The organism is Leisingera sp. SA32 (assembly GCF_056033425.1).
The window spans coordinates 45,996-61,355 of the sequence record NZ_JBVYHB010000018.1 but is presented as its reverse complement, the minus strand read 5'-3'; the positions used below and the strand labels follow the sequence as shown (position 1 = coordinate 61,355).

Below are 15,360 nucleotides of genomic sequence, written 5' to 3'. Positions count from 1 at the left end.
GCAAAAACTCCATATCCCATAGGTGGATTCAAACAGGCAGGCCCGATGACAGACACCAAAAGCCCCGTTCTTCATCTGTTAAATGCGTGTTTGACGCTGAATAGCAATACCGGTCCGGTAGAAATCCTGCATGGGATCTCGCTGGACGTCAAACCGGGGGAGACGCTGGGGCTGGTTGGCCCGTCCGGTTCCGGCAAGTCATCGCTGTTGATGCTGATGGGCGGTCTGGAGCAGGCCACCGGCGGCAAAGTGCATGCGCTGGGGCAGGATCTCACCGCCATGGACGAGGACGCACTGGCGCGGTTTCGCCGCAACAACATGGGCGTGGTGTTCCAGAGCTTCCACTTGATCCCGACGATGACGGCGCTGGAAAACGTCGCCACCCCGCTGGAGCTGGCCGGGCAGCTCGACGCTTTTGAGCGCGCGCGGGATGAGCTGGAGGCCGTAGGCCTCGGCCACCGGGCGGACCATTTCCCGGCGCAGATGTCGGGCGGCGAGCAGCAGCGTGTCGCATTGGCGCGCGCCCTGGCTCCGCGACCGGCGATCCTCTTGGCGGATGAGCCCACCGGCAACCTCGACGAGGCCAATGGCGCGGCGGTGATGGACCTGCTGTTCGGGCTGCGCGACCGCTACGGCGCGACGCTGGTGATGGTCACCCATGCGCCGGAACTGGCGGCGCGCTGCGACCGGGTGGTGCGGCTGCGCGACGGGCGCATCGACGAGGCCGCCGCGCGCGAGGCGGCGGAATGAGCGCTGCCAATCTGCGCCTTGCCTGGCGCTTTGCCCTGCGGGAGCTGCGCGGCGGGCTGAAGGGCTTTCGCATCTTTCTGGCCTGCCTCGCGCTGGGGGTGGCGGTGATTGCCGCCATCGGCTCGATCCGCACCTCGATCGAGACCGGCCTGTCGCGCGAGGGGGCCACCATTCTCGGCGGCGATGCCGAGCTGAACTTCACCTACCGGTTCGCCAACGAGGACGAGCGCGCCTGGCTGGAGCGGAACGCCGGGCGGTATTCCGAGATCGCCGAGTTCCGCTCCATGGCGACGGTGGGCGAAGAGCGCGGGCTGACGCAGGTGAAGGCGGTGGATGATCTGTATCCGCTGAAGGGCGAGATGCAGCTGAGCCCGCAGATGCCGCTGGCGGCGGCGCTGGACGGGGACGGCTCCCTGCCCGGCGCGGTGATGGACCGCGTGCTGGCCGACCGGCTGGGCCTGACGCCTGGCGACAGCTTCCGCCTTGGCACCCAGGATTTCCGCCTGACGGCGCTGATCGCGCTGGAGCCGGATGCCGCGGCCTCGGGCTTTGAGCTGGGACCACGCACCATGGTGCGGACGGACGATCTGGGCGAGTCTGGCCTGCTGCAACCGGGCACGCTGTTTGACACCAAATATCGCATGGAGCTGCCCGCCGGCCACGATCTGGATGCGCTGCAAGCTGACGCAGAGGCGCGGTTTGAAAGCACCGGCCTGCGCTGGCGCGATGCGCGCAATGGTGCGCCGGGGATCTCCAGTTTTGTGGAACGGCTGGGCGCGTTTCTGGTACTGGTCGGCCTGTCCGGGCTGGCGGTCGGCGGCGTTGGCGTCTCTGCCGCCGTGCGCGCCTATCTGGCGACCAAGACCGCCACCATTGCCACCCTGCGCACGCTGGGCGCAGAGCGGCAGGTGATCTTTCTGACCTATTTCCTGCAAATTGGCGCGCTGGCGGTGATCGGCGTTGGTATCGGCCTTGGGCTGGGCGGGCTGGGGCCCATTCTGCTGGGGCCGCTGATCGCAGCACAGCTGCCGTTTCCAGCGGTGTTTTCGATCTATCCCGCGGCGCTGGCCGAGGCAGCAATCTATGGCTTGCTGACGGCTTTTGTCTTTGCCCTGTGGCCACTGGCGCGGGCCGAGCGCATTCGTGCGGCGTCCCTGTTTCGCGATGCCTTTGCCAGTCGCACCCGCCTGCCGGCACCGCGCTATCTGCTGGCGACCGCGCTGGCGCTGGGACTGCTGGTCGGGCTGGCGGCCTGGTTCAGCGGCTCGGCGCAGCTGACGCTGTGGACCGCGGGCGGGCTGATGGGGGCGCTGGTGGTGCTGCTGATCGCGGCGCTTGGCATCGGCTACCTGGCGCGGCGCGGTGCCCAGCCTGCGCGCGGGTACCCTGCGCTGCGATGGGCGCTGTCCTCGATCGGCAGCGCGCGCGACGGCGCGGTGCCCGCGGTGCTGGCGCTGGGGCTTGGGCTGACGGTGCTGGCCGCAATCGGCCAGATCGACGGCAACATGCGCCGCGCCATCGCGGGCAACCTACCCGACGTGGCGCCCAGCTATTTCTTTGTCGACATCCAGCGCGAACAGATGCCCGGCTTTCTGGAGCGGGTCGAAAATGACCCCGCGGTGACGCGGGTGGAAAACGCGCCGATGCTGCGCGGCGTGCTGACCCGGATCAACGGCCAGCCTGCGTCGGAGGTTGCCGGCGATCACTGGGTGGTGCGCGGCGACCGCGGCATCACCTATGCCGCCGCCCAGCCCGACAGCACCACGGTGACGGCCGGTACATGGTGGCCCGAGGATTACAGCGGCCCACCGCAGATCAGCTTTGCCGCCGAAGAGGCCGAGGAGCTGGGGCTGAGCCTGGGCGACACGCTGACGCTGAACATTCTGGGCCGCGACATCACCGGCACCATCACCAGCCTGCGCAACGTCGATTTCTCGACGGCGGGCATGGGGTTCGTGATGGTGCTGAATGAGGCCGCGCTGGCCGGTGCGCCGCACAGTTTCATCGCCACGGTCTACGCCGAGGAACAGGCCGAAGCCGCCATCCTGCGCGATCTCGCCCGCGAGATGCCCAACATCACCGCCATCCGCATGCGCGACGCGATTGACCGCGTGGCCGATATTCTGAAACAGCTGGCCGCCGCCACCGCCTATGGCGCGGCGGCAACGCTGTTGACCGGTTTTCTGGTGCTGCTGGGCACCGCCGCCGCGGGCGAACCCGCGCGGCGCTACGAGGCGGCGCTGCTGAAAACCCTGGGCGCGCCGCGGCGGCAGATCCTGGCCAGCTTTGCGCTGCGCTCTGCCCTGTTGGGCGCGGCGGCCGGGCTGGTGGCCTTGGCCGCGGGCATTGGCGGCGCCTGGGCAATCAATGCCTATGTGTTCGAGACGTCATACACGGTGATCTGGCCCAACGCACTCCTGGTGATTTCCGGCGGGGTCTTGACCACGCTGCTGGCGGGGTTGGTGTTCGCGCTGCGCCCTCTGGCGGCGAAACCGGCCCGAATCCTGCGCGCCCGCGAGTGACCCTCATGCCCACCGCTGCGTGCCGTGGTCACCGCGCGGTGCAGGACATCGGTTGCAGGATCTGCAACAGGTCGTGATTGTCGCAGACCAGCACCTCCAGGGTGATGTCATCCAGCGAGCTGTAGAACGCCTGCGCTGCGTCCGCCAGCGCGGTCTTGAGCCGACAGGCGTCGGTCAGCGGGCAGGTGTTGTCCTTATCGGCAAAGCATTCGACAATGGGCAAGTTGCCCTCAACGTCGCGAAACACGTCACCGATGCGGATTTCGGGCGCAGAGCGCGCCAGGCTCATACCGCCGTTGCGCCCGCGGTGCGTGCTGAGGTAGCCCATCTGGCTGAGTTGGTTGATAACCTGCGCCAGATGGTTCTCGGAAATGTTGCAGCAGTCGGCAATTTCGGCCTTGGTCACCAGGCGGTCAGAATGGGCGGCGCAGTACATCAGCAGCCGGACGGCGATGTTGGTCCTTTTGGTGATGCGCATGGGAGGCTCCCGCAACTGTGCTGCATCGCTTATTGCACAGGGTTGCAAAAACCGGTTTGACATACATCAATGAGACATCTCACAGAAAGGCACAGCGCATGACAGCCCCCTATTTCTTTGGCTACGGCAGCCTGGTGAACACGGCAACGCACAGCTATGGCGGCGCGCGGGCAGCGCGGCTGCGGGGCTGGCGCCGGGCCTGGGTGCATACCGGTCTCAGCGATGTGGCAATCCTGTCGGCGGTGCCCTGCGAGGCCAGCGAGATCGACGGGCTGATCGCAGAGGTGCCGGGTGCGGATTGGGCGGCGCTGGACGCGCGCGAGTTCGCCTATGAGCGTCTGAACGCGGCGGATCGGATCAGCCATGATCTGGACGGAACGCCGGAAGTGTCCGTCTATGCAGTACCGGCCCATCGCCACCAGCGCGAACCGCAAAAACACCCGATTTTGCTCAGCTATCTGGATGTGGTGTTGCAGGGCTACCTGCGGGTCTTCGGCGAGGCGGGTGTGGAAGGCTTCATCGCCACCACCGACGGCTGGGATGCGCCCATTCTGAACGATCGCGCCGCGCCGCGCTACCCGCGCCACCAGCCGGTGGCAGAGGCCGAACGGGCGCTGTTCGATAAATTGGTCGACAGGATCGGCACCTGCCGGATACCGTTGCAGGTATGATCGAAAAGGCGCTTATGCACTTGGGCCGGATTGCGCGGCAACTCTGGTTCAGGGTTGTGCTGATTTCGTTCGCCTCACTGCTGGCGCTGCTGCTGGCGCCGCTGGCCAAGCCGTTGCTGTCAGGCAGCGTCAGCGAGGACTTCGGGCGAGAGGCGGTGTTGCCGGTGCTGACGATCCTGGCGTCGGGGATGCTGGCGGTCACCACCTTTTCGCTGAACGTCATGGTCAGCGCCTACCGAACCGCAGCCTCGATGGCGACGCCGCGCGTGTACCGGCTGTTGCTGGAAGACACCATAACCCATCAGGTTCTCGCGACTTTTGTCGGCGGCTTCATCTATTCGCTCAGCGCGGTCATCCTGTTCCGCGCCCGCTATTTCACGCCGGAAGGCACGCTGGTGGTGTTTGGCCTGACCGTGATCGTCGTGGTGCTGATCGTGGCCGCCATCTTGCGGTGGATCGACCATCTGTCGAGCCTCGGCAGCATGGACCATACCCTGCGACTGATCGAAAACCGCACCCGCGCCTGCCTGCGCGACCGGATGGAGACGCCCTGCCTGGGCGGCATGTGCGCCACCGACGAGGACAAGCCGGAGGGCGCGCTGAACATTCCCGCCGCCAAAAGCGGCTTTGTCCGGTTTGTCGGGCTGGCCAAGCTGAATGACCTGGCGCGGGACGCAGAGGTGCAAATCACCGTGACCCGGTCTCCGGGGGAATACATCCTGCGCGGTCAGCCGGTGGCCTGGGCGACCGGCGGCGACAACGAATTATGCAAGGCGGCCTCGCGGGCGATCGACATCGGCGATGTGCGCAGTTTTGATCAGGACCCCTCCTTCGGGCTGTCATTGCTGGCTGAGACGGCGCAGCGGGCGTTGTCGCCCGGCGTCAATGATCCGGGCACCGCGGTAGAGGTCATGGGGCGGCTGGAACGGCTCCTGTGGGAGAACACGCCCGCCGATGAGACCAGCGACACCCGCAAGGCCACCCACCCGCATGTCAGCATTCCACCGGTCACCGCCAGTCGCTTGCTGGACTGCGCCTTCCCGCCGATTGCCCGGTGCGGCAGCGACTCGCCTTCGGTGATGCGCTGGATGGAAAAATCGCTGGAGGCGCTGTCGCGTCACCCCAACCCGGATATGGCCAAAGCCGCAGCCCAGATGTGCCAGAAGCTGCACGACGGTTACTGGAGCTGAGAGTCCCGCGCCGCGGCGCTGATCAGTCTGCACGGGCGGCAGGGCCGTAGGAGGCAGGCGCTCCCGCCCGTTCGGGCGCATGTGCCATGCACCGTCACAGTTGGGCAGGGCACCGCATCCCGTCGGGATGCGGTGCCGCACCGCGCGGATGCGCGGCGCCCGGCCCAACCGCAGCGGCGGCATTCAGGATGCCGTGGCGGCGGGCGGGAGCGCCTGCCGGACCAGCACAGGTTGCAACGGTATCGGGCGCAGCCACATAGTGCGCAACGACAAAGGGCGGCGCCTGTCGGCACCGCCCTGAAATGATTTGCCCCGTTTGCCCAAGGCTCAGCCGCGGGCGCGGACCTTCTCCATCAGCGCCAGCAGCGCGGACATGTCGGGGCCGCGCTCCATGCCGGTTACAGCCTTGCGCAGCGGCATGAACAGACCCTTGCCCTTGCGGCCGGTCGCGGCCTTGACCTCAGCCGTCCACTTGCCCCAGCTGTCGGCGTCATAGGGGCCTTCGGGCAGCATCGCCATGGCCTCGGCGATGAACTCCTTGTCCTCATCGGCCACCAGCGGCTCGGCGCCGTCGCGGCACAGCTCCCACCAGCCAGCCAGATCCTTAAGCGTGGTGATGTTTTCCTTCGCCATGTCCCAGAAGGCCGCCTGTTTTTCTGCCGGAACGCCCAGCGCGTCCACATGGGACTGCACCGCCTCGAGCGGCAGCGACTGCAGGTAGCGGGCGGTCAGCGGATAGAGGTCCTCGACGTCGAACTTGGTCGGCGCGGCGCCGAAGCGGGTGATGTCGAAGCCCTCGATCAACTCGGCCATGTCCGCGCGCAGCTCGACCGGGTCGGAAGAGCCGAGGCGCGCCATCAGCGACAACAGCGCCATCGGCTGCACACCCGCCTCGCGCAGGTCGCGCAGCGCCAGGGTGCCGAGGCGCTTGGACAGTGCCTCGCCCTGGGGGCCGGTCAGCAGCGAGTGGTGCGCAAACGACGGAACGGTGCCGCCCAGCGCCTTGATGATCTGGATCTGGGTCGCTGTGTTGGTCACGTGGTCAGAGCCGCGCACCACGTTGGTCACGCCCATTTCCGTGTCGTCCACCACGGAGGCCAGCGTGTACAGGAACTGCCCGTCACCGCGGATCAGCACCGGGTCGGAGACCGAAGCGGCGTCGATGGAGATGTCACCGAGAATGCCGTCGGCCCACTCAATCCGTTCATGGTCCAGCTTGAAGCGCCACACGCCGTCACCGCGCTCGGCGCGCAGGGCGGCCTTTTCGTCATCCGACAGGGTCAGCGCGGCACGGTCGTAGACCGGGGGCTTGCCCATGTTCAGCTGTTTTTTCCGCTTCAGATCCAGTTCGGTCGGGGTCTCGAACGCCTCGTAAAAGCGGCCGATCTCCCGCAGTTGGTCGGCGGCGGCCACGTAACGGTCCAGACGCTCGGACTGGCGTTCGACCTTATCCCAGGTCAGGCCCAGCCATTCCAGGTCCTGCTTGATGGCATCAACGTATTCTTCCTTCGACCGCTCCGGGTCGGTGTCGTCGATCCGCAGGATGAAGGTGCCGCCAGCCTTGCGGGCGATCAGGTAGTTCATCAGCGCGGTGCGCAGGTTGCCAACGTGGATATAGCCGGTCGGCGACGGGGCAAAACGGGTGGTGGTCATCACATGTCTCCTGTTGGCGCTGGCTTGTCACATGGGCGGCGGATTGTCCAGTTTCACGGGGATGTCCTGCGGCAAGCCCCCCTCCACAGCGGTCCTGCGGCCACGACCCGCGGGAAGGGGCGGTTGGCCGGGGGGGGCAGCTGCAGCGGGCGTGCTTCGGACCGGCAGCACCGCGCATCAGCCGGGTTGCACCGGCCAGATCACATCCAGATCCCTGAGCCCGGCCTGGATCAGTTCGGCCAGAACATCGAGATCAATATCGGCAAGCTTGTTCACATAGAGGCAGCTTTTGCCCCGTTTATGCTTGCCCAGTCGCGCGAGAATTGAACCGTAGTTTTGATAGCCCGGCATGATATAGACCGAGTGGCGCGCCTTGCGCGGGGCAAATCCGGTGGCCAGAAACTCGCCTTCGCGACCGGAGGCATAGCGGTAGGAATATCGCCCGTAGCCAACGATCGATTCACCCCACATCTGCGGCTGATACCCTGTCGCCTCCCGAAACAGCTGGTCCAGCGTCTGCGCCTCTGCCGCGCGGCGCGCGGGCGTCACCGTTTGCAGGTAGCACGCCACGCTCGCGCCGGTCGGAACTGTCTTGTTTTGGCTCATCTGCATGCTCCTGCGCCAATAATAGCGGTCTTCACGCGAATGTTTAGGGGAACACGCCAAAGTTGGCCTAGGATGAGGCCAGATTCAACAAAGCTTGAGGTACTGCGATGACTGTCTCTGTGACCCGGCGCGCGGCTCTGACCGGTGCTGCCGCCCTGCCCCTGGCCGCAGCCACGCCCCCCTTGCAGGCGGCCACCCATGGTGGCGGCGGCGCCGAAGCACCGCTCGCGCGGTCCTTCATGCTGGGAGAGATGCCAGTCACCACGCTGCTGGACGCCACCGCCATGCGCGAGGGCCCCAAGGACATCTTTGGCGGCAATGTCAGCGACGAGAAGTTCGAGCAAGTGTCGCAAGAAAACTTCATCTCGGCGCAGGAAGCGCGGTTCTATTTTACGCCGACGCTGGTGGAGACCGGCGGCGAGCTGGTGCTGTTTGATACCGGGCTGGGCCAAGGCGGGCTGCAACGCGCCCTGGCTGCCGCCGGGGTCGCACCGGATGACATCGACGTGGTCGTGATCACCCATATGCATCCGGACCACATCGGCGGGCTGATGGCCGATGGCACCCCGGTCTTTGCCAACGCGCGCTATGTGATGGGGGCGACCGAGTATGATTTCTGGTCCGCCATGGACCCCGGCCATCGCGTGGGCGACCTGGTGGCACGGAATGTCACGCCGCTGACTGAACGGACCACCTTCATCGACGACGGCGCGCGGGTGGCCTCCGGCATTACGGCCGTCGCGAGCTTCGGCCACACACCAGGGCACATGGGCTTCGTGCTCGACAGTGGCGACCGACAGCTGATGCTGACGGCGGATCTGGCCAACCACTATGTCTGGAGCTTTGCCCATCCGGACTGGGCCGTGAGCTTTGACATGGACAAGGCCGCCGCCAGCCAGTCTCGGCGGCAGGTGTTGCGCATGCTGGCCGCCGACCGGCTGCCGATGATCGGCTATCACATGCCGTTCCCCGCAGCCGGCTTTGTGGAAACGCGCGACACGGGGTTTCGCTATGTGCCGGTCAGCTATCAGCTGATGGGGTGAAACCCACGCGGCTTGCCTAAAATTACACGCAGTTGGCGCAGGGGCGTTCAGAAAGGAGTCACCCGCGGATGTTAGCGTAAGGCGATTGAATGCCCGTGATCTTAGGTTTGCCAGTGAACGAACAATCGCCCTCCAGCCAATGGCAAGTGCCGCGCCCCGGACCTGAACCGTCCGCTCCCGGTGCCGACCCGATGGAGCCGTCGCTGGAACGGTTCCGCGACATCGTTGATCGGTTGTCCCTAGGGATCGTGGTTTGGTCCGCCGAAGGTCGTTGCGAGCTGTTCAACCAGAGGGTGCTGGAGGTGCTGGAACTGCGCCAGGACGATCTTCGCATCGGGCTGTCGCGCGAGGACTTCTTTACCGCGGCCGTGGCCCGCGGCGATGTCACCGGTGCCAGTGCCGCGCAGGCGCGGATCGACTTCAGCTCCGGCAAGGACCGCTTTTGCGCCGACCGCCACATGGCCTCTGGTCGCATCCTGTCGATCGAGACCCGCCGCCTGCCGGACGGCGGACACGTCACCAGCTATACCGACGTCACCCAATACCGCCGCGATGCCGCAGAGCTGACCGAGGCCAAGCAGAAGGCCGAAGAGGCCGAGTTGACAGCGCTGCGGGCGCTGGCGGCCGAGCAGGCCTGGCGCAAGGAGGCGCGGCTGCTGTCGGAGCTGGATGAATGGCTGCAAAGCTGCAAATCACTGGAAGAACTGTATAACATCACGGCCGCTTTCATGGCGCAGATTTTGCCCGGGTCTGCCGGCGAGATTTACATCTATGCCAATTCCCGCGATGTGCTCGACGGGGTGTGCAGCTGGGGCAAGACCCCGTTGCGGGACCACATCCTGCCGGACAGCTGCTGGTCCTTGCGTCGTGGCCGTCAGTACCGTTTCACCAAGGAACAGATCTCCTTTGCCTGTGCCCACGTACAGGACCAGAAACTGCCAACCCCGGCCGAGGAATACGGCTGCGTCCCCATCGTGGCGCATGGCAACACGGTGGGGCTGATGCATGTGAAGTTCGCCGCCGATGACAGCACCGAGCGGCGCAATGCCAGCCACCGGCTGGCGCTGCAATGCAGCGAGCACATCTCGCTGGCGGTGGCCAATGTGAAGCTGCGCGACGAGCTGCACGACCAGTCCACCCGCGACCCGTTGACCGGGTTGTACAATCGGCGACACCTGCTGAACGCACTGCGCGGCGGGCTGACAATGGCCGAACGCCAGATGGGGCAGGCTGCCTTGCTGAGCTTCGATGCCGACCGATTTAAACTGTTCAATGACAACCACGGCCACGATGCCGGCGACACGGTGCTGCGGGCGATCGGTGATGTGCTTCACGGGTTGTTTACTCATGGCGAGATTTGCAGCCGCTTTGGCGGAGAAGAATTTGCCGTCTACCTGCCCGACACCGACAAGGAACAGGCGCTGCACGCGGCCGAAGCGTTGCGCACGGCGATCGAGACCCTCAAACTGCGCTACGGCGCGGGCACCTTGCCGCGGGTCACGGTCTCTGTTGGTGTTGCCTGTTTCCCCGAGGACGGCAACACCCCGCAGGATCTGCTGAACGCTGCCGACCGCGCCGTTTACGCCGCCAAGGACGGCGGTCGCAACTGCGTGCGCGACGCCGCCGATTGTGGGGGTCAGTAACCGGGCTGCGGCCCGTAGCGGCTGCCGTCAGAGAAACGGGACAACCGGAAGGGATGCGGATTCACAACCGGCGCATCGCCGCTGACCAGATCCGCCGTCAGCTGGCCCGCTGCCGGGCCGATACCAAACCCATGGCCGGAAAAGCCAGTGGCAACAAACAGCCCCGGCAGCTCATCCGCTGGTGAAATCACCGGGATCGCGTCCGGGGTGACGTCGATCATTCCGGCCCAGCTCTGCACCACATCCGCCGGGCGCAGCGCCGGAAAGGCCGCCTGCGCGGACGCCAAACCGCGTTTCAGCGCCTTTTGCGACGGCGCCGGGTCCAGCACCCGGCATTGTTCGAACGGGGTGGAGTGTTGCGGCTGCCACCGGCGGGGCTGCGACGCTTCCTCACGCCAACGGTGCGACAGGCGGAACCGCAGACTGCGCCATTCCTGCCGGTAACTCGGCAGGAACTTCCAGCCGAGGCGAAAACTGTCGGGAACCAGGTCGACGACATTCTCATAGCCGTCAGCAATGGTGTATCCACCATCCGCCCGTTTGCGCAACCCCAGGCTGTCCGTATAGACGGCCACCTCCGGCCCGCCCTGAATGGCGGAGGTGCGCAGGACCGAGCTCAGCACCTTCAGCTGCGGCAGATCAATCCCGGCATTGCCCAGAAACAGCCGCGACCAGGCGCCGCCCGCAACCACTGTGGCGGAACAGGCGACCCGGCCCCGTTCCGTCATCACGCCGCTGATGCGCCCGGCCGTGGTTTCGACGCTGCGCACCGCGCATTCTGTCATGACCCTGGCGCCAGCTGCCTGGGCGGCAGCGGCGATGGCATGGGTGGCCAACTGCGGCTCTGCCCGCCCATCCAGCGGCGTGTACAGGCCCGCGCACGCGCGGGTCTGATGCCCCGGAATCAGTGCCTCTAACTGGGCGCCCCGCAGCAGATGCGCGTCCTGCCCCCAGCCATCTAGATTGCGCAGCCAGCGTTCCAGCTGCGCCTCTCGCTTGCTGGTTTCGGCGGTGAACAGGATGCCGCTCCGGGTATAGCCCGTGTCGCGCCCGGTGCGTTCGTTCAGCCGCTCCCAGAGGGTCAGTGCCTGCGCCATCAACGGAATTTCCCGCGGGTCGCGACAGGAGATCCGCACCCACCCCCAGTTGCGTGAACTTTGTTCCCCGGCGATCTGGCCTTTCTCGCACAGAAGCACCGAATGGCCACGCTCTGCCAGTTCCAGCGCGGTGGACGCGCCGATGATCCCGCCGCCGATCACGACGACGTCCACGGATTTGGGCAGCGCCAGATCGGATTGAAAGTGAGGCAGTCTGGGTCCAGGCATGAAAGCATCTATGCCCGCTCAGCCGGGGAGGGTCCAGCGCCGGGCGCGCGCCGCCGGGCGGTCGCAGGACCATTGTGTTTTTTCCGCCGCATATCAGAGCGTTACCGCCAACAACACCGCAAAACATCGGCTCCGGAAGCGGTGAAAAACAACGCCTGACCAACGGGTTATAGCAGAGCTCAGGACGGATCGCGCCAGCGGTTCACAATCGGATAGCGCCGGTCCAGCCAAAACGCCCGCGGGGTCAGCCGCGCCCCCGGCGCCGACTGGAAGCGTTTGTATTCGCTGATATACAGCAAATGCTCGATCCGCTTTGCCACCGCCCTGTCGAAACCCGCCGCAACACAATCTGAGATTGAACCATCCCGATCGACCAGGATTTCCAGGATTGCATCCAGTTCCGGGTAGTCCGGTAGGCTGTCGCTGTCCTTCTGATCTTCGCGCAGCTCCGCGCTCGGCGGTTTGTCGATGACATTGGGCCGGATCACCTCCCCCTCCGGCCCCTTCATCCAGGGACGATGGTTGGCGTTGCGCCAGCGGCAGGTCTCAAACACGCGTGTCTTGTAGAGATCCTTGATCGGATTGTAACCGCCGTTCATGTCGCCATAAATCGTCGCATAGCCGACTGCGACCTCGGATTTGTTGCCGGTGGTCAGCAGCATCTCGCCGAATTTGTTCGACATCGCCATGAGCAGCAGCCCACGCAGGCGGGACTGGATGTTTTCCTCGGTCACGTCGGCGTCGCGGCCGGCAAACAGCGGCGCCAGGGTGTTGGTGATCGCGGCGCGCCCTTCGGAGATCGGCACGTAATCGTAATGCACGCCCAGCGCCTTGGCGACCGCCTCGGCATCGTCCAGCGACTCCTGGCTAGTGTACTCAGACGGCAGCATCACGCAGCGGACGTTGTCCGCACCGATTGCATCCACGGCAATTGCCGCGACGATGGCCGAGTCCACACCGCCGGAGAGGCCGAGCAGCACCTTGGAGAAGCCACTTTTGCGCAGATAATCGCGCAAGGATTCGACCATCACGCGGTAGTCCTGCTCCCACGCGTCCGGCAGGTGCGCCTTCTCGCCTTCGATTGCGCGCCAGCCGTCCTCTGTGCGCTCCAGATCCACATGCGCGTAGGCCTCGTCGAAGACCGGCATCTGCAACGCCAGCGCGCCGCCGGGGTTGAGCACGAAGGAACCACCGTCGAACACCTGATCGTCCTGACCACCCACCATATTGAGGTAGATCACCGGCAGATGGGTATCCACCGAACGCGCCACCATGTGGTTGAAACGCACCTCCAACTTGCCACGGTAATAAGGCGACCCGTTGGGGATCAAAAGGAACTCTGCACCGGTTTCCGCCATGGTCTCCGCGACATCTTCGTGCCAGCCATCTTCACAGATTGGCGATCCGATGCGGATGTCGCCAATTGCATACGGCCCGCCCAGAGGTCCGGCATCGAAGATCCGCACCTCGTCAAACACGGTCTCATTCGGCAGATGATGTTTCAGGTTGCGCGCGGCGATCTTGCCATTCTTGAGGATCAGATAGGCGTTGAACAGCTCCGTGCCCTCTACCCATGGGCAGCCGATTGCCAATGCGGGGCCGTCGGCGCAGTCCGCTGCCAGCTTTTCCACCTCGGCAATGGCGGCGGTGTGAAAGGCGGGTTTCATCACCAGATCCTGCGCATTGTAGCCGGTGATGAACATCTCCGGCAGCGCCACCAGATCGGCACCGGCCTTGCGGCCCTCCTCCCAGGCGGCGCGGGCCTTGGCCGCGTTGCCCGCCAGATCGCCCACAGTGGGATTCAGCTGCGCCAGTGTCACGCGGAAACGGTCTGCCATGCTGCTTGCGCCTTCTGCAAATTTCTTCCCAAGCCATGTATCCAGATTACCGGCCAAGGAAAAGAGGCAGCGCCGCCGCCGGGGAAAAGACATTGCGGCCCCGCCTGCGGTAGCTTAGTTTCCCAGCGAGCAACCCAAAATGGCAGCAGCACCGTTTTCCCTGGGCAGGCAGAGGTTTTGAATGACCCGTTTCGGCACCGCACTCGCGTTTTCCACCCTTCTGGCACTGGCCGCACCCGCGCTGGCGCAGGAGGACGAGGTCATCACCACGCAGGACGAGATCGGGGGCGTCTATGAGGGCACCTTCCGCAACGGGCTGCAGCATGGCACCGGCACCTACAAACTGCCCAACGGCTATGAATACACGGGCGAATGGGTCGATGGCGAGGTGCGCGGCCAGGGCGTCGCACGCTTCCCTGACGGCTCTGTCTATGAGGGCGAGTTCGCGCAAGGCAAGCCGCATGGCCTGGGCAAGCTGACGCGTGCCGACGGCAGCACCTATGAAGGCGGCTGGCAAGAGGGGCAGATCCACGGCGATGGCGTCTCGGCCTATGCCAGCGGCGTACGCTACCAGGGCAGTTTTGCCGATGGCAAGCGCCATGGCCGCGGCGTGATGACCTCCCCTGATGGCTACAGCTACGATGGCGATTGGGTCGCGGGGCGCCAGGAAGGCCAGGCCAAGATCACCTATGCCGAAGGCACGGTCTATGAAGGCGCAGTGGTGGATGGTCAGCTGCAAGGGCAGGGTCGGCTGGAGACCCCGGACGGGCTGATCTACGAGGGCGAATGGTCCAACAGCCAGATGAACGGCACTGGTCGGCAGGTTCATCCCAACGGCGATATTTACGAGGGCGAGTTGAAAGAGACCCGCCGCCACGGTCATGGCAAGATGACCTATGCCAATGGCGACATCTACATCGGGACCTTTGTGGACGACCAGCGCCACGGCACCGGCACCATCACCGAAAAGGATGGCTACAGCTACACCGGCGACTGGGCCCAGGGCCAGATCGAAGGCATGGGCAAGATGACCTATCCCGACGGCTCTGTCTACGAGGGCGCCTTTCGCGACGACCTGCCGGAGGGCAAGGGCAAGATCACCTACCCCGATGGCTCCACCTATGAGGGCGACTGGGTCGCGGGCGTGATCGAGGGCGAAGGCACCGCCACCTATCCCAGCGGCATCACCTATACTGGCGGCTTCAAGAACGCCAAGAACCATGGCCAAGGAGTGATGACCTACGCCGACGGCTACCGCTATGAGGGCGGCTGGCAGGACGGGCAGCGCCACGGCCAAGCAACCGTGACCTATGCGGACGGTTCCATTTACACCGGTGAATTTGCCAACAGCCAGCGCCACGGCCAGGGCAAGATCGTGATGCCCGACGGGTTCATCTATGAGGGTGGCTGGCAAGAAGGCAAGATCTTCGGCACAGGCGTGGCCACCTACGCAAACGGCGACATCTATGAGGGCGAATTCGTCAATGGCAAGCGCCAGGGGCCGGGCACGATGAAATACGCCAGCGGCGAACAGGCCGAAGGCACCTGGGAAAACGGCGCGCTGGTCAGCGGTTCGGAGTAATCGCAGCCGCGCCACCCGCCAGCACGCGGTCCCGATCCGACACGACAGAAGGGCACGCC

General features: G+C 65.3%; 12 protein-coding genes. 7 read left to right on the top strand and 5 right to left on the bottom strand.

All coding sequences use genetic code 11. The features are described 5' to 3' along the window. Positions 1–45 precede the first annotated feature (45 nt). Together AC0IPL_RS19260 and AC0IPL_RS19255 are read left to right on the top strand one after the other, a co-directional pair. On the top strand, positions 46–750 hold the full coding sequence (locus AC0IPL_RS19260; protein WP_474276729.1) for an ABC transporter ATP-binding protein: 705 nt from the start codon (positions 46–48) through the stop codon (positions 748–750). Beyond that, positions 747–3,272, top strand: a complete 2,526-nt coding sequence (locus AC0IPL_RS19255) for an ABC transporter permease (RefSeq protein WP_474276728.1) — start codon at positions 747–749, stop codon at positions 3,270–3,272. Before AC0IPL_RS19260 ends, AC0IPL_RS19255 begins: the two co-directional genes overlap by 4 nt. Positions 3,273–3,300: 28 nt before the next feature. Here AC0IPL_RS19255 and AC0IPL_RS19250 read toward each other — a convergent pair whose 3' ends face one another. Next, positions 3,301–3,750, bottom strand: a complete 450-nt coding sequence (locus AC0IPL_RS19250; protein WP_474276727.1) for an RrF2 family transcriptional regulator — start codon at positions 3,748–3,750, stop codon at positions 3,301–3,303. Between the two features lie 98 nt (positions 3,751–3,848). Here AC0IPL_RS19250 and AC0IPL_RS19245 point away from each other — a divergent pair, with 98 nt between their 5' ends. Then, a complete protein-coding gene (locus AC0IPL_RS19245; RefSeq protein WP_474276726.1) occupies positions 3,849–4,421 on the top strand; it encodes a gamma-glutamylcyclotransferase family protein in 573 nt (190 codons plus the stop codon). Then, positions 4,418–5,611 (top strand): DUF2254 domain-containing protein, encoded by a 1,194-nt coding sequence (locus AC0IPL_RS19240; protein ID WP_474276725.1) that lies wholly within the window; start codon positions 4,418–4,420, stop codon positions 5,609–5,611. Before AC0IPL_RS19245 ends, AC0IPL_RS19240 begins: the two co-directional genes overlap by 4 nt. 327 nt (positions 5,612–5,938) lie before the next feature. Here AC0IPL_RS19240 and gltX read toward each other — a convergent pair whose 3' ends face one another. Further along, the gene (gene gltX, locus AC0IPL_RS19235) at positions 5,939–7,264 is read right to left on the bottom strand and encodes a glutamate--tRNA ligase (RefSeq protein ID WP_474276723.1); all 1,326 of its coding nucleotides are present in this window, start codon (positions 7,262–7,264) and stop codon (positions 5,939–5,941) included. Positions 7,265–7,441: 177 nt separating this feature from the next. Continuing rightward, positions 7,442–7,870, bottom strand: a complete 429-nt coding sequence (locus AC0IPL_RS19230) for a DUF1801 domain-containing protein (RefSeq protein ID WP_474276721.1) — start codon at positions 7,868–7,870, stop codon at positions 7,442–7,444. Positions 7,871–7,977: 107 nt separating this feature from the next. Between AC0IPL_RS19230 and AC0IPL_RS19225 the strand changes: the two genes are divergently transcribed. Further along, positions 7,978–8,913: an MBL fold metallo-hydrolase gene (locus tag AC0IPL_RS19225; protein ID WP_474276719.1), complete on the top strand. Its 936-nt coding sequence runs from the start codon at positions 7,978–7,980 to the stop codon at positions 8,911–8,913. Positions 8,914–9,002: 89 nt separating this feature from the next. Next, positions 9,003–10,556 (top strand): sensor domain-containing diguanylate cyclase, encoded by a 1,554-nt coding sequence (locus AC0IPL_RS19220; protein ID WP_474276717.1) that lies wholly within the window; start codon positions 9,003–9,005, stop codon positions 10,554–10,556. On the opposite strand, the gene AC0IPL_RS19215 is transcribed toward AC0IPL_RS19220, so the two are convergent. Next, positions 10,550–11,881, bottom strand: coding sequence for an NAD(P)/FAD-dependent oxidoreductase (locus AC0IPL_RS19215; protein ID WP_474276715.1), 1,332 nt, complete (start codon positions 11,879–11,881; stop codon positions 10,550–10,552). The genes AC0IPL_RS19220 and AC0IPL_RS19215 overlap by 7 nt on opposite strands. Before the next feature lie 179 nt (positions 11,882–12,060). Next, the gene (locus AC0IPL_RS19210; protein ID WP_474276713.1) at positions 12,061–13,719 is read right to left on the bottom strand and encodes an NAD+ synthase; all 1,659 of its coding nucleotides are present in this window, start codon (positions 13,717–13,719) and stop codon (positions 12,061–12,063) included. A 181-nt stretch (positions 13,720–13,900) separates the two neighbouring features. Here AC0IPL_RS19210 and AC0IPL_RS19205 point away from each other — a divergent pair, with 181 nt between their 5' ends. Beyond that, entirely contained in the window at positions 13,901–15,301 is a 1,401-nt protein-coding gene (locus AC0IPL_RS19205; RefSeq protein WP_474276711.1) for an MORN repeat-containing protein, read from the top strand. Positions 15,302–15,360 lie beyond the last annotated feature (59 nt).

Excerpts from the sequence above, each read along its gene's own strand:
- AC0IPL_RS19215 (WP_474276715.1), bottom strand. The coding sequence starts at position 11,881 with ATGCCTGGACCCAGACTGCCTCACTTTCAATCCGATCTGGCGCTGCCC.
- AC0IPL_RS19245 (WP_474276726.1), top strand. The coding sequence starts at position 3,849 with ATGACAGCCCCCTATTTCTTTGGCTACGGCAGCCTGGTGAACACGGCA.
- AC0IPL_RS19240 (WP_474276725.1), top strand. The coding sequence starts at position 4,418 with ATGATCGAAAAGGCGCTTATGCACTTGGGCCGGATTGCGCGGCAACTC.
- AC0IPL_RS19220 (WP_474276717.1), top strand. The coding sequence starts at position 9,003 with ATGCCCGTGATCTTAGGTTTGCCAGTGAACGAACAATCGCCCTCCAGC.
- AC0IPL_RS19210 (WP_474276713.1), bottom strand. The coding sequence starts at position 13,719 with ATGGCAGACCGTTTCCGCGTGACACTGGCGCAGCTGAATCCCACTGTG.
- AC0IPL_RS19225 (WP_474276719.1), top strand. The coding sequence starts at position 7,978 with ATGACTGTCTCTGTGACCCGGCGCGCGGCTCTGACCGGTGCTGCCGCC.
- AC0IPL_RS19260 (WP_474276729.1), top strand. The coding sequence starts at position 46 with ATGACAGACACCAAAAGCCCCGTTCTTCATCTGTTAAATGCGTGTTTG.
- gltX (WP_474276723.1), bottom strand. The coding sequence starts at position 7,264 with ATGACCACCACCCGTTTTGCCCCGTCGCCGACCGGCTATATCCACGTT.
- AC0IPL_RS19205 (WP_474276711.1), top strand. The coding sequence starts at position 13,901 with ATGACCCGTTTCGGCACCGCACTCGCGTTTTCCACCCTTCTGGCACTG.
- AC0IPL_RS19230 (WP_474276721.1), bottom strand. The coding sequence starts at position 7,870 with ATGAGCCAAAACAAGACAGTTCCGACCGGCGCGAGCGTGGCGTGCTAC.
- AC0IPL_RS19255 (WP_474276728.1), top strand. The coding sequence starts at position 747 with ATGAGCGCTGCCAATCTGCGCCTTGCCTGGCGCTTTGCCCTGCGGGAG.
- AC0IPL_RS19250 (WP_474276727.1), bottom strand. The coding sequence starts at position 3,750 with ATGCGCATCACCAAAAGGACCAACATCGCCGTCCGGCTGCTGATGTAC.